This is a genomic window from Alteriqipengyuania abyssalis (assembly GCF_019857185.1).
Lineage (GTDB): Bacteria > Pseudomonadota > Alphaproteobacteria > Sphingomonadales > Sphingomonadaceae > Alteriqipengyuania > Alteriqipengyuania abyssalis.
On the sequence record NZ_JAHWXP010000003.1, the window covers coordinates 248,141 to 267,500 of the forward strand.

Annotated in this window: 11 protein-coding genes, 3 tRNA genes and 2 rRNA genes; 5 read left to right on the top strand and 11 right to left on the bottom strand. The window is 63.2% G+C overall.

Annotation, left to right across the window (positions count from 1 at the left end):
- Positions 1-23: 23 nt before the first annotated feature.
- On the bottom strand, positions 24-1,475 hold the full coding sequence (gene fumC, locus KYN89_RS11070) for a class II fumarate hydratase (RefSeq protein WP_222825123.1): 1,452 nt from the start codon (positions 1,473-1,475) through the stop codon (positions 24-26).
- 212 nt (positions 1,476-1,687) lie between these two features.
- Here fumC and KYN89_RS11075 point away from each other — a divergent pair, with 212 nt between their 5' ends.
- Genes KYN89_RS11075 through KYN89_RS11085 form a run of 3 tightly spaced genes read left to right on the top strand, consistent with a single transcriptional unit; the run spans position 1,688 to position 4,975 of the window.
- Positions 1,688-3,169: an aldehyde dehydrogenase family protein gene (locus tag KYN89_RS11075; protein ID WP_222825124.1), complete on the top strand. Its 1,482-nt coding sequence runs from the start codon at positions 1,688-1,690 to the stop codon at positions 3,167-3,169.
- 4 nt (positions 3,170-3,173) lie between these two features.
- Positions 3,174-4,139, top strand: a complete 966-nt coding sequence (locus KYN89_RS11080; protein ID WP_222825125.1) for a glutathione S-transferase family protein — start codon at positions 3,174-3,176, stop codon at positions 4,137-4,139.
- Positions 4,136-4,975, top strand: coding sequence for a pirin family protein (locus KYN89_RS11085; RefSeq protein WP_222825126.1), 840 nt, complete (start codon positions 4,136-4,138; stop codon positions 4,973-4,975). Before KYN89_RS11080 ends, KYN89_RS11085 begins: the two co-directional genes overlap by 4 nt.
- A 21-nt stretch (positions 4,976-4,996) precedes the next feature.
- Here the strand turns inward: KYN89_RS11085 and KYN89_RS11090 are convergent, their stop codons facing one another.
- From KYN89_RS11090 to KYN89_RS11100, 3 genes are read right to left on the bottom strand one after another with little or no spacing between them, the layout of a single operon-like run.
- A complete protein-coding gene (locus KYN89_RS11090) occupies positions 4,997-7,183 on the bottom strand; it encodes a xanthine dehydrogenase family protein molybdopterin-binding subunit (protein WP_222825127.1) in 2,187 nt (728 codons plus the stop codon).
- Positions 7,180-8,166: an FAD binding domain-containing protein gene (locus KYN89_RS11095; protein ID WP_222825128.1), complete on the bottom strand. Its 987-nt coding sequence runs from the start codon at positions 8,164-8,166 to the stop codon at positions 7,180-7,182. The genes KYN89_RS11090 and KYN89_RS11095 overlap by 4 nt, the downstream gene beginning before the upstream one ends.
- A complete protein-coding gene (locus tag KYN89_RS11100; protein ID WP_222825129.1) occupies positions 8,163-8,675 on the bottom strand; it encodes a 2Fe-2S iron-sulfur cluster-binding protein in 513 nt (170 codons plus the stop codon). The genes KYN89_RS11095 and KYN89_RS11100 overlap by 4 nt, the downstream gene beginning before the upstream one ends.
- A 150-nt stretch (positions 8,676-8,825) precedes the next feature.
- On the opposite strand from KYN89_RS11100, the gene ku reads away from it, so the two are divergent.
- Both ku and ligD read left to right on the top strand, forming a co-directional pair.
- The gene (ku, locus tag KYN89_RS11105) at positions 8,826-9,656 is read left to right on the top strand and encodes a non-homologous end joining protein Ku (RefSeq protein WP_222825130.1); all 831 of its coding nucleotides are present in this window, start codon (positions 8,826-8,828) and stop codon (positions 9,654-9,656) included.
- 3 nt (positions 9,657-9,659) lie between these two features.
- On the top strand, positions 9,660-12,149 hold the full coding sequence (gene ligD, locus KYN89_RS11110; RefSeq protein WP_222825131.1) for a DNA ligase D: 2,490 nt from the start codon (positions 9,660-9,662) through the stop codon (positions 12,147-12,149).
- 13 nt (positions 12,150-12,162) lie between these two features.
- Here the strand turns inward: ligD and KYN89_RS11115 are convergent, their stop codons facing one another.
- The 7 genes from KYN89_RS11115 to KYN89_RS11145 form a co-directional block, all read right to left on the bottom strand.
- The gene (locus KYN89_RS11115; protein ID WP_222825132.1) at positions 12,163-13,254 is read right to left on the bottom strand and encodes a PepSY-associated TM helix domain-containing protein; all 1,092 of its coding nucleotides are present in this window, start codon (positions 13,252-13,254) and stop codon (positions 12,163-12,165) included.
- Positions 13,254-15,389 (bottom strand): TonB-dependent receptor, encoded by a 2,136-nt coding sequence (locus tag KYN89_RS11120; RefSeq protein ID WP_222825133.1) that lies wholly within the window; start codon positions 15,387-15,389, stop codon positions 13,254-13,256. The genes KYN89_RS11115 and KYN89_RS11120 overlap by 1 nt, the downstream gene beginning before the upstream one ends.
- A 177-nt stretch (positions 15,390-15,566) precedes the next feature.
- A tRNA-Met gene (locus tag KYN89_RS11125) sits at positions 15,567-15,643 on the bottom strand.
- A gap of 169 nt (positions 15,644-15,812) precedes the next feature.
- Positions 15,813-15,927, bottom strand: a 5S ribosomal RNA gene (gene rrf / locus KYN89_RS11130).
- A 123-nt stretch (positions 15,928-16,050) separates the two neighbouring features.
- Positions 16,051-18,842, bottom strand: a 23S ribosomal RNA gene (locus KYN89_RS11135).
- A gap of 264 nt (positions 18,843-19,106) precedes the next feature.
- Positions 19,107-19,182: transfer RNA gene (locus KYN89_RS11140), tRNA-Ala, on the bottom strand.
- Between the two features lie 17 nt (positions 19,183-19,199).
- Positions 19,200-19,276: transfer RNA gene (locus KYN89_RS11145), tRNA-Ile, on the bottom strand.
- Between the last annotated feature and the right edge of the window lie 84 nt (positions 19,277-19,360).

The following is a 19,360-nucleotide window of genomic DNA, read 5'->3' on the forward strand; positions in this document are numbered from 1 at the left end:
ACGGCACGCTACGTCACCTGAATCTAGGCCCCGGCCAGCCCGTTGCCGATCATGGTCCTGGGCTGCACGATCCGGTCGTAATCTTCTTCGCTGATCTTGCCGCTGGCGATCGCCTCCTCGCGCAAGGTGGTGCCGTTCCTGGCGGCGGCCTCTGCGATATGCGCTGCGTCCATATAGCCGATTTCGGGCACCAGCGCGGTCACCAGCATCAGCGACTGCTCCAGATGCTGCTCGATCCGCTGCTCGTCGAGCGTGGTGCCCTCGATCGCGTTCTCGCGGAAGCTTGCGCAGCCATCGGCGAGGATGCGGATCGAGTGGAGCACGTTCGCCGCGATCACCGGGCGCATCGCGTTGAGCTGCAGATTGCCCCAGCTTCCCGCCATCGCATTGGCGGTGTCGTGGCCGATCACCTGCATCGCCACCATCAGCAGCGCCTCGCTCTGGGTCGGGTTGACCTTGCCCGGCATGATCGATGAGCCCGGCTCGTTCGCCGGCAGCTTGAGCTCGCCGATCCCGCAGCGCGGGCCGCTCGCCAGCCAGCGCACGTCATTGGCGATCTTGATCAGCGCGACCGCAACGCCCCGCAGCGCGGCGGACAGGCGCACGATCGGGTCGAGCGTTCCCTGCGCGTGGAACTTGTTGGCTGCGGTGCGCACCGGCAGGCGCGTGAGGTACGCGATTTCCTTCGCGACATGATCCGAAAAGCCATCCGGCGCGTTGAGCCCGGTGCCCACCGCCGTCCCGCCGAGCGAGATGGCGAGCAGTCCCTCGCGCGCATGTTCAAGATCGGCAACTGCCGCGCGCAGCGCCTCGGCCCACGCGCTCCATTCCTGCCCGACCGACAGGGGAACCGCGTCCTGAAGATGGGTGCGACCGATCTTGACCGTGTCCATCCAGCCTTCCGCCTTCTGCTCGATCACCTCGGCCAACTGCTCGATCTCGGGGATCAATTGCGCGTCGAGCGCGCCCAGCGCGGCCAGATGCATCGCGGTGGGGAAGGTGTCGTTAGAGGACTGGCTCTTGTTGACGTCGTCGTTGGGCGCGACCGGTTTCTGGCTGCCCAGCTCGCCGCCCAGCAGCTGGATCGCGCGGTTCGCGATCACCTCGTTGACATTCATGTTGGTCTGCGTGCCAGAGCCTGTCTGCCATACGCGCAGCGGGAACTGGTCATCAAATTCGCCCGCGATCAGTTCGTCACAGGCGCGCGTAATTGCCTCGCACTTGTCTTCGGCAAGCAGACCTGCACGGCGATTGACGATGGCAGCGGCCTTTTTGAGATACCCATAGGCGCGGCACAGCTCGACCGGCATGCGATCCTCGCCAATATCGAAATGCTGGAGCGAGCGGGCGGTCTGCGCACCCCAATAGCGGTCGGCGGGCACGCGAACCTCGCCCATCGAGTCGAACTCGACGCGGTCGCCCTTCGCCTTGATCCCGACCGGAATCTCGCGAAGCGTTTGCCCCTTTTCGGTCATGGCGGTCCTTTCACCTTCCTCTTTCGAGAACCGCGCCCTCCACTGCTCGTTCCCGCATTCGGCATGCCCTTTGGGGTCTTGCACGCGCCCGCGCACAAGCTGGCAAAGCGCCTGACCTGAGCGAGCGCCCGCGCTGCCTCTTTCGATAAGAGTGATCGCCCATCTGCGGCATTCCCGGGGAAACGATCCCGGCAGCCGCCCGTTCGCCAGACATGTCAGAAAAATACAGCACACTCGACCGCCTCTCCGTCGCCGGTGAATGGCGCGAAGGCACAGGCGACACCCTGAAGAACATCTGCCCGTGGGACGAAAGCGAGATCTTCTCGATGAAGACCGCGCAGGCCGGCGACGTCGACGAGGCGTGCCATGCCGCACAGCAGGCCCAGCGCGAATGGGCCGCGCTCCCTCCCTCGGCGCGCGCGGCGAAGATGCTCGCGATCGGCGACATTCTGGAGGCGCGCAAGGACGAGATCGCGGCGTGGATCGTGCGCGAAGTCGGCGGGACGCAGGTTAAGGCCGCGCTCGAACTGATGCTGGTGACGCAGGTCGCCCGGCAGGAGGCCGCCGCCCTGCCCTACATGGTCGAAGGCGCAATCCTGCCCGAGGATATTCCGGGCAAGGAAAGCCGCGCCTATCGCCAGCCGGCGGGCGTGGTCGCGCTGATCAGCCCGTGGAACTTCCCGCTCCAGCTGACCGCGCGCACGCTCTTGCCCGCGCTGGCGCTGGGCAACGCGGTGGTGCTCAAGCCCGCCAGCGACACGCCAGTGACCGGCGGGACCATCTTCGCCGCGATCTGCGAGGAAGCGGGCCTGCCCAAGGGCCTCGTCTCGGTGCTCCCCGGCAGCGGGTCGGAGATCGGCGATGCGCTGGTGCGCCATCCTATCCCCTCGGTCGTCAGCTTCACCGGCTCCACCCCCGTGGGGCGCGGCGTCGGCAAGGCGGCGCTCGATGGCGACCGGATCAAGTCGCTCGAGCTCGAACTCGGCGGCAATTCGCCGATCGTCGTGCTCGACGATGCGGATATCGACTATGCGGTCGAGGCGAGCGTGTGGGGCAAGTTCATGCACCAGGGCCAGATCTGCATGATCGCCAACCGGATCGTGGTGGAAGACGCAGTGCACGACGAATTCGTCGAGAAATTCGTCGCGCGCACCCGCAAGCTGGTCGTCGGCAAACGCGATGCGGCGGACTGCCTGATTGGGCCGATCGTGAACCGCGACCAGTTCGACGGGATCATGGAGATGATCGCCAAGGCGAAGGAGCAGGGCGCGACCTGCGCATTGGGCGGAGAGCCCGACGGGCTGGTCATTCCGCCCCACGTTTTCACCGATGTCGCGGATGACAATTGCCTGATCGCGAACGAGATCTTCGGCCCCGTCGCCCCGATCCAGCGCGCGCGGGACGAAGACCACGCGCTCGAACTGGCGAACAAGACCGACATGGGCCTGTCGAGTTCGGTCTTCAGCCGCGACGAGGGTCGCGCACTGGCCTTCGCCAAGCAGATCGAGGCGGGGATGACGCACATCAACGACCAGCCGGTCAACGACAGCCCCTTCTCCCCCTTCGGCGCGGTCAAGAATTCTGGCGTCGGCCGTTTCAACGGGCGCTGGGCGATCGATGCCTTCATGACCACGCACTGGATTTCCGTGCAGCACGAAAAGCGCCGGTTCCCCTTCTCGGCAAAGGATCTTTGAGACGATGGGCTTTCTGAAGAACGGCACCTGGCACGACGAGTGGGCGCATAACGACGAGGACAGCGGCGAGTTCGAGCGCGACGAAAGCGCGTTTCGCAACTGGATCACGCCCGACGGATCGCCCGGCCCCACCGGAGAAGGCGGTTTCGCCGCCGAACCGGGGCGATACCGGCTCTATATCAGCCTCGCCTGCCCCTGGGCGCACAGGGCCAATGTCGCGCGGCATCTGAAAGAACTGACCGACGCGATCGAGCTGAACGTGGTCCACTGGCTGATGAAGAGGGGTGGCTGGTCCTTCCGCGACGGCGAATGCGTGACCGGCGATCCCGCGATCGGCGCGGATCATCTCCACCAGCTCTACACCCACGCAAAGCCCGACTATTCGGGTCACGTCACCGTGCCGGTGCTGTGGGACACGAAGACCGAAACCATCGTCAATAACGAGAGCGCGGATATCCTGCGCATGCTCGGCACCGCCTTCGACCAATGCGGCGCGAACGACCTCGACCTGTACCCTGAGGCGCTGCGCGAGGAGATCGATGCGCTGAACGATCGGGTCTACGACGCGGTCAACAACGGCGTCTACAAGGCCGGCTTTGCGACCACGCAGGATGCGTACGACAGAGCGGTCAAGCCGCTGTTCGCGATGCTGGACGAGCTGGAGGAACGGCTGGAGGGGCGCGAATGGCTGGTCGGCGACCGGCTGACCGAGGCGGATATCCGCCTGTGGACCACGCTGATCCGGTTCGATCCGGTCTATCACACGCACTTCAAGTGCAATATCCGCCGGATTGCGGACTACCCCAACCTTTCCGCGCTGACGCGCCGACTCTACGAGCTGGACGGGATCGCGGAAACGGTCAATTTCCGCCACATCAGGCACCACTATTACGAGAGTCACGAGCGGATCAATCCGAACGGCATCGTGCCAGCCGGACCCGACCCGCTTATTCCAGAGGAAACTGCATGAGCAGCCGAAAGCTTCTCTCTCTCCACCGCGCGATGCGCGATGATATTCAGGACCTGACCACGCGCCGCCCTGTGCCCGGCCCGGGCCTGCCGCAGGTCGACCCGTTCCTGTTTCTCAACCACCACGGCCCGCAGACCTACCCGCCCGGCAATCGCGGGCTGCCCTTCGGCCCACACCCGCATCGCGGGTTCGAGACGGTGACCTTCATTCTCGAAGGCAGTCTCGCCCATCACGACAGCGGTTCGGGCGCGAGCGTTGTCGAGGCGGGCGGTGTGCAGTGGATGACTGCAGGCAGCGGGCTGGTCCATGCCGAGCTTTCGCCGGAAGACTTCAAGCGCACCGGCGGGCCGCTGGAAATCCTCCAGCTATGGGTCAACCTGCCCGCGCGGCTGAAGATGACCGACCCCGCCTATATCCCGGTGCCTGCGGCGGATATCGCCGCGACCGAGCTGGGCGACGGCGTGGCGATGCGCGCGGTCTCCGGCGCCGAAGGAGCGCCGATCCATTCGCTGACTGATGTAATGCTGGCTATCGTGGAGATCGCGCCCGGTGGCAGCGCCACCCTCCCCGCACCTTCGGGTCGCAACGTGTTCTTCTACACCGTCGAAGGAGAAGCGAAGATCGGCGAAGAGACCGTGCCCGAACACACGCTCGCCCAGGTCGGCGACGGCGATGGCCTCGCGGTCGCCAGCGAGAATGGGTGCCGTATCCTGTTCGGACACGCCGATCCGATCGGCGAACCGGTGGTGGCGCATGGCCCCTTCGTGATGAACAGCGAAGCAGAGATCGCGCAGGCTATCCGCGACTATCAGGCGGGCAAGTTCGGCGGGCTCTGACGCTCAATCAGTCAGGCCCAATCAGTCCGGCATCGCGGCGAGCACCTTGTCCGGCGTCATCGGAAACTCGAACACGCGCGCACCGCATGCGTTGTAGATCGCGTTGGCGATCGCACCCGCGCCGCCGCACATGCCGAGTTCGCCGATACCCTTCGCCTGGATCGGGCTCGCCGCGCCATCGCGTTCCTCCACAAACACTACGTCGAGATCGGGCACATCGCGGTTCACCGGCACGTGGTACTCAGCGAGGTCGCAGTTCGCGAGGTGGCCGTCCACGGGATCGAACAGCATCGCCTCGGTCAGCGCCGCGCCGATGCTCCAGGTCATTCCGCCTAGGCATTGCGAGCGTGCGGTCTTCGTATTCAGCACCCGGCCGAAGCCGAACGCACCGGTCATGTGCTCAACGCGGGTTTCGCCGGTGAAGCGGTTGACGCGCACCCGGGCGAAGAATGCACCGAACCCGGAAGCGGTGAAGTCGTCCGCGATATCGCCCGGCTCGTAATGCCCCTCCTCGGCCAGATCCCGGCCGTCGAGCAAGTCGATCAGCGAAGCGCCGCCGACCACGGCGCCGTCCTTCAGCTCCAGCTTCTCCTCGGCCACATCCGCCCGCTTCGCCAGCGTCTCGCGCAGCGCGAGGCAGGCGAGATAGGCTGCGGAGCAGATCGAGGCCGCACCCCAGCTTCCGCCCGAGCCCGGCCCGCGAGGGTGGTGTGTGTCGCCCAGCTCGACCAGCACCTTGGCGACCGGCAGGCCCAGCATCTCGCCCACGGTCTGCGCCAGGATCGTATAGGTGCCGGTGCCGATATCGGTCATGTCGGTTTCGACCAGCGCGGTGCCGTCGGCTTTCAGCGTGACGCGCGCCTTAGCCTCGCCGACATTGTGAACGCGCGCCGCACTCGCCATGCCCGTGCCGACCCACCACTCGCCTTCGCGCGTGTGACGCGGGCTTCGCGGACCGCTGTCCCAGCCGAACGCCTCGGCACCCTGCTTGAGGCATTCGGCGAGCTTGTGCGAGGAGAACGGAGTGCCGTTGGCAGGATGCCTGTCCGGAATATTGCGCAGGCGCAGCTCTACCGGATCCAATCCGCACTTCTCCGCCAGCACGTCCATCGCGCATTCGAGCGCGGGCATCCCCACGGCTTCCCCCGGCGCGCGGACCGAGCCCGCGGTCATCCGGTGGATCCGCGCAACCTCCATGCTCAGCTCGCGGTTTTCGCCTGCGTAGAGGAAATGGCTCGATTGCAGCACCGGCTCAGCAAAGCTCTCGCCCGGCAGGTTGGAGACGCGCGCCTCGTGGCCGAAGCCGGTCAGCTTCCCATCTTCGCCCGCCGCCAGCCGGAACCGCTGGCGGGTTTCCGAGCGGCGCATGATGCACTGGAGCACCTGCTGGCGCAGCATCGCCACGCGCACCGGGCGCCCGAGCTCCATCGCCGCCACACTGGCTGCTACCGTTTCTTCGCTGACGCCCAGCTTGGAGCCGAAACCCCCGCCGACATAGCGCGACACCAGCCGCAGCTTGTCCTCGTCCAGCCCCAGCGAATCCGCCAGTTCGGAGATGTTGTAGTTGAGCATCTGCAGCGATGCGTAAACCGTCAGCGTGTCGCCATCCCACTGCGCGATCGCCGCATGGGGTTCCATCGCGGCGGAGGAATGGCCCTCGGTGGTGTAGGTCACATCGACGCTGAACGGCGCTTCCTTCATCGCATGGGCAAGGTCGCCCTGCGAGGTCGCACCATCCTGCGGCTCGGCTTCGACCGCTTCGGGATCGAATGCGACGTCGTCGTCCGCGCGGTAGCTCACCTTGAGGTGCTTGGACGCATCGCGCGCCTGCTCGAAGCTCTCGGCGACCACCAGCGCGATCGGCTGGCCGAAATAGCCGACCTCACGCGCCGGCTGGGCGGGAGCCTCCCCGGCGGTGCCTTGCGCGGCCCGCGCGGTCAGGGACGGATCGTCGATCACCGCCACCACGCCGGGCATCGAAAGCACCGAGTCCGCGTCGATTGCCGTCACCTCGCCCTTGGAGATCGTCGCCGTCACCAGGACGCCTTCGAGGCAATCGTCCAGCTGGTACTCCGCTGCGTAGGGCGCGGTCCCGGTGACCTTGAGCAAACCCTCGATCCGCGAGGCATCGGTGCCAAGCACGCCCTGTCGCATGTGGTCGAGGCGATTGACGTTATCCGGTTCGTCCTGCTTGAGATAGGCGCTCACAGCTCTGCTCCCGTTGCTTCGGCGAGCACGGCGGCGAGGGTGCGCCGGGCAAGCGGTATCTTGAAATCGTTCTCGCCATAGCCGCGCGCATCGCGCAGCAGCACATCGGCCGCCTTGTCGAACAGCTTGGCACCGGGCTTCTGGCCCACCAGCACCTCACCGACTTCCGGGTCGTGCCACGGCTTGTGGGCGAGCCCGCCGAAGGCGAGGTCCGCGCGGGCAATCTTGTCGCCATCCATCTCGACGATCGCGGCGATGGAGCACAGGGCGAAGGCGTAGGACGAACGCTCGCGAACCTTGCGGTAAATTTGCGTACCTTCGACCGGAGCAGGCAAGCTCACACCAGTGATCAACTCGCCGGGTTCCAGCACGTTGTCCTTCCACGGCGTGTGGCCCGGCAGGCGATGGAAATCGCGTACCGGGACTGTGCGGGCCTTGCCGTGGGCACTCGTGATGTGAACCGTCGCGTCGAGTGCGCTCAGCGCCACCGCCATGTCACCCGGATAGGTCGCAATGCACTGGTCGCTGGTGCCGAGTACGGCATGCAGCCGTGCGATTCCGTCGATCGCGCCGCAGCCCGATCCCGGATCGCGCTTGTTGCAGGGCTGGTCGATATTGGTGAAGTAGTAGCAGCGGGTCCGCTGGCACAGGTTGCCGCCGGTGGTCGCGCGGTTGCGCAGCTGCTGGGTCGCCCCTGCCAGAATGGCGCGGGCAAGCACCGGGTAATCGGCCTTCACGCGCGGATGGACCGCCGTATCGGTGTTGGTCGCCAGCGCACCGATCCACAGCCCGCCGTCGTCGCTGTCCTCGATTTCCGCGTGGCCGATGCGGTTCACGTCGACCAGCGTCTGCGGGGTTTCGACCTGCAGCTTCATGAGGTCGAGCAGGTTGGTCCCGCCGGCAATCGCGACCGCGTTCTCTGCCGCGATCAGCTGGCCCGCATGGTCGATGCCCTCGGCACGCTGATAATCGAACGGTCTCATGCGGGCTCTCCCGCGACATCACGGATCGCATCGACGATGTTGGCATAGGCGCCGCAGCGGCAGATATTTCCGCTCATCCGCTCGCGGATTTCCTCGGTCGAGACCTCCATCGGCCCGTCGAGGCTGTCGCTCGCATCACTTGGCCAGCCGGCGGCGATCTCGTCCAGCATCGCGGTGGCGGAGCATATCTGGCCGGGAGTGCAATAACCGCACTGATAGGCATCGCGCTCCACGAAGGCGCGCTGCAATGCCGAAGGATTCTCGGCAGTGCCCAGCCCTTCGATCGTGGTCACCTCGTCGCCATCGTGCATCACCGCCAGCGTCAGGCAGGAATTGATGCGCACGCCGTTGACCAGCACGGTGCAGGCCCCGCACTGGCCATGGTCGCAGCCCTTCTTCGTGCCGGTCAGACCCAGATGATGGCGCAGCATATCAAGCAGGCTGACCCGCGGATCGTCCGGCAGCGCGTGGGGCTGTCCATTGATGCTTACCGTATTTTCGGAACTCATGGACGCACTCCCTGCTGCTGACACCCGGTGGTCCTACGGGTGGGAGAAGCAGCCGTTCCGATATCAACCTACGATAGCCTCGGCGCTCAGCTGGCACGCTCGCAACCAATCGCGGTCCTCGCTCGTTCAGCATGCAAACAAGGAGGTTGCATGGCCGCACGCGCATATTGGCAAGGGCAGATCAGGCTGGCGCTGGTGTCGATCCCGGTGGAAATCTACTCCGCCTCGCAAAGCGGGGCCAAGATCAGCTTCCGCCAGATCCACGAACCTTCGGGCAAGCACGTCTCTTACGAAAAGGTGGTCGAGGGTGTCGGCCCGGTCGATCGCGACGACATCATCCGTGGCTACGAGCTGTCCAAGAACAATTACGTACTGCTCGAGGACGAGGAGATCGAGGCGGTCAAGGTCGAGAGCAAGAAGACGCTCGAGCTGGTCCAGTTCGTCGACCAGTCGGAGATCGACCCGCTCTATTTCGAGAAGCCCTATTACGTCGTACCCAAGGACGATCTGGCCGAGGAAGCCTTTATCGTGCTGCGCGAGGCGCTGCGCAAGGCGAAGAAGACCGCACTCGGCCAGCTGTCGGTGCGCGGGCAGGAGAAGCTGGTCGCGATGAAGCCGTGCGGCAAGGGCATGCTGCTGGAGACGCTGCGCTATGCCGACGAGGTTCGGGAGGGGCAGAAGTTCTTCGGGAGCATTGGCGACGACAAGCCGGAGGAGGAACTGCTCGACCTCGCCAGCACGCTGATCGAGAAGAAGTCCGCGCCCTTCGACGCTAGCGAATTCGAGGATCGCTATGCCGAAGCGCTGCACAAGCTGATCGACAAGAAAGCGAAGGCCAAAGGCAACACGACAATCATCGAAGATGTCGAGGAGTCTTCTGGCGACGGCGGCAACGTGATCGATCTGATGGCCGCGCTCAAGAAGTCGGTCGATGGCGACAAGCCCGCCAAATCCACCGCAAAGAAGAAAAAGAGCGCCTAGGCGATGGCGAAGAAGGACGACCCGCTCGCCGAATACAACGCGAAGCGCGATTTCACGCGCACGAAGGAGCCTGCGGGCAAGGCGGGCAAGAGCGGCGAGGACCGCATCTTCATGGTCCAGAAGCACGACGCCACGCGGCTGCACTGGGACTTGCGGCTGGAAGCCGACGGCGTCCTGAAAAGCTGGGCGGTGACCAAGGGCCCCTCCCCCGACCCGGACGTCAAACGCCTTGCGGTGCGGACCGAGGATCACCCGATGGATTACGCGACCTTTGAAGGCACCATCCCAGCGGACGCGTATGGTGGTGGGACGGTAATGCTCTGGGATCGCGGCACCTGGCATCCGATCGAGGGCAAGAGCGCCGACGATATCGAGGAAGGCCACCTGCACTTCGTTCTCGATGGCGAGCGGATGAAGGGCGAATGGCTGCTGATCCGCATGAAACCGCGCAAGGGCGAGAAGCGCGAGAACTGGCTGTTGCGCAAGCTGGACGACGAATACGCAGAGGAAGGCGACGCGCTGGTGGAAAAGGCGCTCACCAGCGTCGATACCGGACGCTCGATGGCGGAAATCGCCGCAGGGCGCGAACCGGACAAAGCGACCGGCGAGGACAAGGCTGTCGAGCCACTCGCGAAGATGAAACACGCACGACGGAGCAAGAAGACGGGCAAACCACCCAAGTTCGCCAAGCCGCAGCTCGCCACGCTGGTCGACGAGGTGCCAACCGGCAATGGCTGGATGCACGAGATCAAGTTCGACGGCTATCGCGCGCTGATCGCTGTCTCGGGCAAAGACGTAACCGTGTGGACCCGCAACCAGAAGGACTGGACCGACAAGTTCGGCCCACTGGTGGAAGCGATCTCCGCTCTCAACCTGCCGCCTGCCCTGATCGACGGCGAAATCGTCGCGCTGGGCAAGAACGGCAACCCCGATTTTTCGACGCTGCAATCGGTGCTCAAGCGCGGGCACGGCTCGCAGGGGCCGAAAGACAAGCTCGCCTTCTTCGCGTTCGATGTGCTCGAAGTGGATGGCGAAGACCTCACCGGCCATTCCAATATCGAGCGCAAGGAACGCCTCGAAGCGCTGCTGCGCGATGCGGAGCCGCCGATCCATGTCGCGGACCACATCATCGGCGCAGGCGAGAAGCTCTATGCCCGGATGTGCGATGCCGGGCAGGAAGGGATCATCGCCAAGCGGATCGACGCACCCTACCGCCACAGCCGCACGAAGAGTTGGGTCAAGGTGAAGTGCATTCAGCGGCAGGAGTTCATTATCGTTGGCTGGTCCGAAAGCTCGGCCAAGGCGCGACCTTTCGCCTCTCTGTTGCTTGCTGCCAAGGATGGCGACGAGCTGATTTATCGCGGCAAGGTGGGCACCGGGTTCGACAGCGATGATCTCGACCGCCTCGGCAGCAAGCTGGAGCGGCTGGAGCGCAAGACCCCGCCGCTCGAGGTGCCGAAGGCGGATGCGCGCAAGGCGCATTGGGTCACCCCCAATCTGGTCGCCGAAATCGCCTATGCCGAACTGACGGCTGAGGGCCGCGTGCGCCACGCCAGCTTCCTCGGGCTGCGGCAGGACAAGGAGGCGGAGGATGTCGGCGACGAACGCAAGAGTACCGCCCCCTCCCCCGCCGCCAGCGTGGAAATATCCAGTCGCAACCGGGTGATCTTCCCCGAAAGCGGAGAGACCAAGGGCGACCTCGCCGACTATTACGAGGCGATCGCGCCGCTGATGCTGCCCTTCGCCGCCGAGCGGCCACTCAGCCTCGTTCGCTGCCCGCAGGGGCGCGCCAAGAAGTGCTTTTTCCAGAAGCACGACAATGGCGGCTTCGGCGACGGCGTGAAGGCGGTACCGATCAAGGAAAAGGACGGCGGAACCGAAGATTACCTCTTCGTCTCGGACGCACGCGGCCTGCTTCAGTGCGTGCAGATGGGCACCATCGAGTTTCATGGATGGGGCGCGCGCACCGGCGCGGTCGAGAAGCCGGACCGGATGGTCTTCGATCTCGATCCAGATGAAGGGCTGGACTTTGCCGACGTGCGCGAAGCGGCGATGGACCTCAGGAAACATCTCGCCGATATCGGCCTCACCAGCTTCCCGATGGTGACCGGCGGCAAGGGTGCGCACGTCGTCGTCCCACTGACGCCCGGTCATTCATGGGATGCGCACAAGAGCTTCGCGGAGCGTTTTGCCAAGGCGCTGGCGCAGGCGGAACCGGACCGTTTCACCGCCACCATGAGCAAGGAAAAGCGCAAGGGCCGCATCTTCATCGACTGGCTGCGCAACCAGCGCGGCAGCACGGCGGTGATGCCCTACTCCGCCCGCGCGCGAGAAGGCGCGCCGGTCGCAGCACCCGTGGCGTGGAACGAGCTGAAGAAGCTGGACAACGCCCGCGGCTTCACCATCGGCGATGCCAAACGACTGCGCGACCGCGCGCAATCCAAGACCCTCGCCGGATGGGGCTTCGCCGACCAGCGCCTGCCCGACGTGTGATGTCCGCGATGCCTCAGGACTGGCCGACCGCTCGTCTGGGACGCTGTGCCACCCGCCGGCGACCGGCTGGCTTGCCGATCTGCCCTCTCCAGAAGCTCCAGCTCGCCAACAGGCCTAGCAGGACGAGGGCCAGCCCGGCAAAGGTCATCGCGAGCCGCCACACGATCCCGCCGACCTTGGCCGCGTGAATGGGGTAAAACGTCTCGCTGATCGCCGACACCGCTCCGGCCTTCGCAGGGTCGTCCATGCCGACCACCGCCGCGCTGTCCGGCGCAATCCAGACGTAGCTGCGCCCGTTCGGCGTCCATTCGAAATCCTGCCGGAAACGGATGGCGATTGGCTCGCCGGGCTTGGATGGCAACATCAGGCGCCGCGGCGCTGCCGAGGGGAAGACCGCTTGCGCATTGCGCATCACGCTTTGCCAGTCGGTCGCCGGACCGACCGGGGCCAACTCAGCCGGGAGTGCCGGTTTTTGGTGTGCCTCTCCGAGGGGTGACAGCACAAAGCCGCTCACCGCCGGGAAGATCATCAAAGTGCCCGTCGCCGCCGCCACGATCAGCAGCGGTGAGGCGACCACGCCCAGATCGCGATGGTGTCGCACGATGGCGCTGGCGGTGTAGCGGGGCGGCCAGAGGCGGAACCGGAACGTCTTGCGTGTGCGCCACCACAGGATCGTTCCGCTGATGGTGAACGCCAGCAACAGGATGCCGAGCACGCCGGTAATCGTCTTCCCGGTCTCGCCCAGGAACAGGTAGTGATGCAGATCGAACAGCCAGAGCTCGGGCCGCTCCCACATACCGGACCAGCGATCCACGACCGTGCCCTCCTGCATGATATAGGCCCCGCTGCCGTCGGAATAGACCGCCTGGTGCAGACCGATCTCATCCCCGGCAAAGGTCACGCGCGAAAGGCCCGGTGCCGTCTCTCTCGCAACCTTGATCGCACGCCCCATCGCCACGGGATCGGCGAGCGCCGGATCATGCGCGCCGTCGAGCATGATCCAGCTATCCTCCCACAGCAGCACCGTGCCGGACAGGCCGGTGACCGCCAGCAAAATGCCGACGATGCCGCCCGTCCAGCGGTGCAGGAGCGAGAGCAGCTTCATCAGAACTCGCTGCGCAGGCTCAGCGTGAAGGTGCGTCCGCGGCCGGAGAAGAACCGGCTGCTGTCGGTCACCCGTACGGTGTCGCTGTCATAGGTGATGAAGAACTCGTTGGTCAGGTTCTGCGCCGCGAGCGAAATCTCGCCGAAATCGGTGCGATAGGAGATGAACGCGTCGACCAGCGTGTAACCTTCGAAGTCGGTCGCGGTGGACGCGTCGTTGAACTCGCGTTCGAGATACATGCGGGCCTGAGCGCGCGCACTGAAGCGGCCCGCGCTGTAGTCCGCCGCGAGGTTGATCCGGTCGGGCGAGATGTTCGCGCCGTCGAGATCTTCGTCGATCAGCCCGTCTCCGTCGCCATCGGTCTGCCCCTTGAGGTTGGCGTAGCCCCCGCTGAGCGCGAGGCCCGGCACGGGCGTCTGCCACGAAAGGCTGGCTTCGAAGCCCTCGATCTCGATCGGCTGGCGTTCCACTTCGAACACGTCGTTGCGCAGGACGAGGATCGATCCGAACTCGCTCGACGACCAGAAATAGCTCGCCGATGCCTTGAGGGCGCCGCGATCCCATTCGAGCCCGAGTTCGCGATTGTTCGACACCACCGGTTCGAGCGAGAGGTAGTCATCGACGTCGATATTGGGCTGGCTTATGCCACGCAGGATCCGCCCGACATCGGCGATCGTGAAACCCTCGGCATAGCTGCCGTAGGCGCGAAGGCCGTCGATCGGCTTGACGATGACGCCGCCGTTCCACAGCACATCCTCGAAGGACGGAGAGCCGCCGGTCACACTGACCGGGCCGTAGCTCGCCAGAGTTGTGAAATTGTCGACCTTGAGCTGGACATTCTCGAACCGCAGCCCGCCAGCGAGACGCACCAGCCCATCGGCCAGCGCGAGATTGCCCTGGAGGAACGGAGCGAGACTGCGAAAATCGGTCTGCGGCACCCACGCCCGGTCGGTTTGCACCAGCACCTGTTCGGTGCGGTCGAACAGCGCGTCGAGGCCGGCCGTCAGGACCAGGTCGTCGAAGCCGGGCACCGCGCGCTCGTAGCTGACCTTGCCGCCGAGCTTGCGCGAACGGTTGGCCGACTGGTCGAAGAGGTTGCCCGTGGGATCGATCGCCGGGTCCTGAAAAGTCCCGAACACGCCGCCGCCGTACACGTCGTTGGTGCGGCTGTAGAAGCCCTGCAGCACGAAGGTGCCGCCGCCGAAATCGGGATCGACCAGCGATGCGGAGAGGAGTTCCGCCTTGTTGGAAGGCGGATCGCCGGGCGTCATCCCGCGAATGCTGCTCGCGGGGACGCCCGCAGAGCGGTCGCCGGGAACGGACACATAGTTCGCATTGCCCTGCAGTTCGAACCGGTTGGCGACCACTTCCAGTCGGGCCCCGGTGGCAAGGTCATAACCGAGACGCGCGAAGACGGACCAGCTATCGCTGTCCTGAATGTCGCCCTGCGTCCCGTCGACACCGATCCGGTTGTCGTTCCCGTCGAAGAAGGCGCCGCGCTTTTCGTAGGTCGCACCGATACTCGCATCGAACGGCCCGGCCCGATAGCCGACCAGCGCCCCGGTCTTCGCACCGATACCCTCGCCTTCGAAGTTGGTCGGCAGCGTCACCTGCGACAGGGTCCGGAAGGAAACCCCGTCCTCTCGCGGTGCGCCAACCGTCACCTGGTTGACCACACCACCGGTCGCACCAATGCCCTGCAGCGCGTTCGAGCCGTAGATCACCTCGACCCGGTCGATGAAGAACGGATCGATCGTATAGCCGTCGCGTGAGCCGTCGCGCACCGGGGTCGACTGGGGAATGCCGTTGATCGCGTAAAGCGGGGCGCGACCGCGCAGGCTCTCCCCTGCCCCGGTCAGCTTCTCGCGAGTGGGCGAGAAGGACGGCAGCAAGGCCGATACCGCGTCGACGGTGGAGCCGGATATCTGCACCTGCCGCTCCAGCGCCTCGCGGTCGATGATATCGACCGTCAGCGGCAGCGCGCTCGCGGGAAGCTGCGTGCGGGCCGCAGTGACGACGATCGTGCTCTGATCGTCCGCGTCGGAAGGGGCGCCATCGGCAGGCGCGATGTCCTGTGCGACCGCGATGGTCGAAAGCGGTGCCAGCGCGAGCGCGCCGACGAAGTAACGGTACATGAGAGACTCCGTGAAGGTTCACGGCCGGGTAACGCTCATGCGTTTAAGTCGCAATAGCGTTGTGATGGCAGAAACGACGCGCTGCTTAGGCGCCTCGTCGACCGTGAGCCCCACCCGATCGATCGCGGACTCTCTGCGGGATGAGCAGCGGTAGGGATGATGATTTCAGGGTTTCGTTGGTTGCGGGAGTTGGATTTGAACCAACGACCTTCAGGTTATGAGCCTGACGAGCTACCGGACTGCTCCATCCCGCGTCACCGATGTGCCGGCTTTGGTGGCCGGCGGCTGCGTGAGCAGCCATTGCCTTGCCTCGCCCGTTGGGGCTGGTTTGGCGTTGGCGTCAGAGACGCCAAAAGGGCCGCCCTTGATGGGTCAGCCCTTCGACAAGTGAATGGGTTAATTCCGCTGCCCGCAAGCTGCAATGCCTCGCGGCGACCTACTCTTCCAGTGCTTTTGCACTAGTACCATCGGCGCTGCCTGGTTTCACGGCCGAGTTCGAGATGGGATCGGGTGGGTCACAGGCGCTATGACCACGAAGCAATGAAGCTTGCGTGCGGCGGTTTATAATCGATGTGTTGGTATTCGAGGCGTCTATCTGGCTTCGAGTATTCTTTCCGGTCAACGAAGCCTGCAGGCAGGACTGTCATTGATGGTGCGAACTCTCAAGCATGATCAGAACTATTAGGACCGGTTAGCTCCACACATTACTGCGCTTCCACACCCGGCCTATCAACGTCGTGGTCTACGACGGTTCGAAGATACCTAATCTCAAGGGAGGCTTCCCGCTTAGATGCTTTCAGCGGTTATCCCGTCCGTGCATAGCTACCCTGCGGCACCCTTGGCAGGATGACAGGTACACCAGAGGCACGTTCACCCCGGTCCTCTCGTACTAGGGGCAACTCCTTTCAAGTATCGACGCCCACGGCAGATAGGGACCAAACTGTCTCGCGACGTTCTGAACCCAGCTCACGTACCACTTTAATTGGCGAACAGCCAAACCCTTGGGACCTGCTCCAGCCCCAGGATGTGATGAGCCGACATCGAGGTGCCAAACGATTCCGTCGATATGAGCTCTTGGGAATCATCAGCCTGTTATCCCCGGCGTACCTTTTATCCGTTGAGCGATGGCCCTTCCACGAGGGACCACCGGATCACTATGACCGACTTTCGTCTCTGCTCGACTCGTCAGTCTCGCAGTCAGGCAGGCTTATGCCATTGCACTCTCGCAGACGGTTTCCAACCGTCCTGAGCCTACCATCGCGCGCCTCCGTTACTCTTTAGGAGGCGACCGCCCCAGTCAAACTACCCGTCACAGAGGGTCCCTACACCGGCTAACGGTGCGAGGTTAGACATCAGAAAACAGCAGGGTGGTATTTCACCTATGGCTCCACATCGGCTGGCGCCAATGCTTCAAAGCCTCCCACCTATGCTACACAACTCTTTCCTAATGCCACTCTGAAACTGCAGTAAAGGTGCACGGGGTCTTTCCGTCTAACCGCGGGTACTCCGCATCTTCACGGAGAATTCAATTTCGCTGAGCATATCCTGGAGACAGTGGGGAAGTCGTTACGCCATTCGTGCAGGTCGGAACTTACCCGACAAGGAATTTCGCTACCTTAGGACCGTTATAGTTACGGCCGCCGTTTACTGGGGCTTCAATTCGGAGCTTGCACTCCTCCTCTTAACCTTCCAGCACCGGGCAGGCGTCAGACCCTATACGTCGTCTTGAAGCCGACTTAGCAGAGTCCTGTGTTTTTGCTAAACAGTCGCTACCCCCTGGCCTGTGCCCCCCACTACTGCTTGCGCAATAATGGGGCCTCCTTCTTCCGAAGGTACGGAGGCAATTTGCCGAGTTCCTTCAGGATACTTCTCTCAAGCGCCTTGGTATACTCTACCTGACCACCTGTGTCGGTTTCGGGTACGGTCTATATGAAGAGGCTATTTCCTGGGACAACTTGGCTGCATGTTCAATCCAATAAGAACACACAACTTCCGCCATCCGTCACACATCTTCAGGCCCACGAATATTAACGTGGTTCCCATCGACTACCCCCTTCGGGCTCGTCTTAGGGGCCGGCTCACCCTGCGCCGATTAGCGTTGCGCAGGAACCCTTGGTCTTTCGGCGAGAGGGCATCTCACCCTCTTTGTCGCTACTCATGTCAGCATTCGCACTTCCGATACGTCCAGAGTCGGTTACCCTTCTCCTTCACTCGCTTACGGAACGCTCCGCTACCGCGTACAGTAAACTGTACACCCTAAGCTTCGGTGCATCACTTGAGCCCCGTTACATCTTCGCCGCAGGAACCCTTATTTAGACCAGTGAGCTGTTACGCTTTCTTTAAAGGATGGCTGCTTCTAAGCCAACCTCCTGGTTGTTTTGGGATTCCCACATGCTTTCCCACTTAGTGATGACTTGGGGACCTTAGCTGTAGGTTAGGGCTGTTTCCCTTTTGACGACGGACCTTAGCACCCGCCGTCTGTCTGCCGGACAAGACTCGATGGTATTCGGAGTTTGGTTAGGTTTGGTACCGCTCGCGCAGCCCTAGCCCATCCAGTGCTCTACCCCCATCGGCATACATCCGACGCTCTACCTCAATAGATTTCGCGGAGAACCAGCTATTTCCCGGCTTGATTGGCCTTTCACCCCTAAACACAGCTCATCCGAGAATTTTTCAACATTCACCGGTTCGGTCCTCCAGTGCGTGTTACCGCACCTTCAACCTGGCCATGCCTAGATCGCCGGGGTTCGGGTCTAATCCATGATACTCTGTCGCCCTATTCAGACTCGCTTTCGCTGCGCCTACACCTAACGGCTTAAGCTTGCATCATAGACTAAGTCACTGACCCATTATGCAAGAGGTACGCTGTCACCCCCTATGGGGCTCCAACTGCTTGTAAGCATCCGGTTTCAGGTACTGTTTCACTCCCCTAATCGGGGTGCTTTTCACCTTTCCCTCACGGTACTGTGTTCGCTATCGGTCGTATACGAGTATTTAGGCTTGGAGGGTGGTCCCCCCATATTCAGACAGGATTTCACGTGTCCCGCCCTACTCAAGTCCTTGAAAATCACTTTCGCGTACGGGGCTGTCACCCGCTATGGCCAGTCTTTCCAAACTGTTCCGCTAGTTAAATCCAAGGCACTGGCCTGGTCCCGGTTCGCTCGCCACTACTACGGGAATCTCGGTTGATGTCTTTTCCTCCGGGTACTGAGATGTTTCAGTTCCCCGGGTTCGCTTCACCAAAGCTATGTGTTCACTTCGGTGATACCTTGTCCACCTCGCTCCGATCGTCCCGAAAGACCATCGAAGAGAAATGGTGAAGGTGGGTTTCCCCATTCGGAAATCGCGGGATCAAAGCCTGCTCACGGCTCCCCCACGCTTATCGCAGCGTGCCACGTCCTTCATCGCCTGTATACGCCAAGGCATCCACCAAATGCTCTTACCTCACGCTTGAGAATCCACACCATCAACGACAGGCCTGCATAAAAGCCCGTTCGTCTTCGCGATGGCGCGGAAAGAATTTAATCTCAGCCAGATAAATCATCTGATTAATGTTGCAGCACATGCTTGTCGGCCAAAGCCGACGCACTATGCGCCGCGGCATCGATTATAAAACCCATTCACAATGTCAAAGACGGCGACCAGATGTCGCCTACCTGCGCTCCAAATCTCTTTGGGCGAGGATCTGTTTTCCTCATCTCTGGAGTTCCGGTTGGCTGGTGGAGCCTATCGGGATCGAACCGATGACCCCCTGCTTGCAAAGCAGGTGCTCTCCCAGCTGAGCTAAGGCCCCATACCAAAACGGGATAGTGGTGGGCCTGAGAAGATTTGAACTTCTGACCTCACCCTTATCAGGGGTGCGCTCTAACCAACTGAGCTACAGGCCCACACATGCCACAGCCGGCCAAATGGCCGCGGGCGGCGTGAGCCAGCTCAGGCGTAAACACAAAAGACCATTGGCCTTGAGTGTT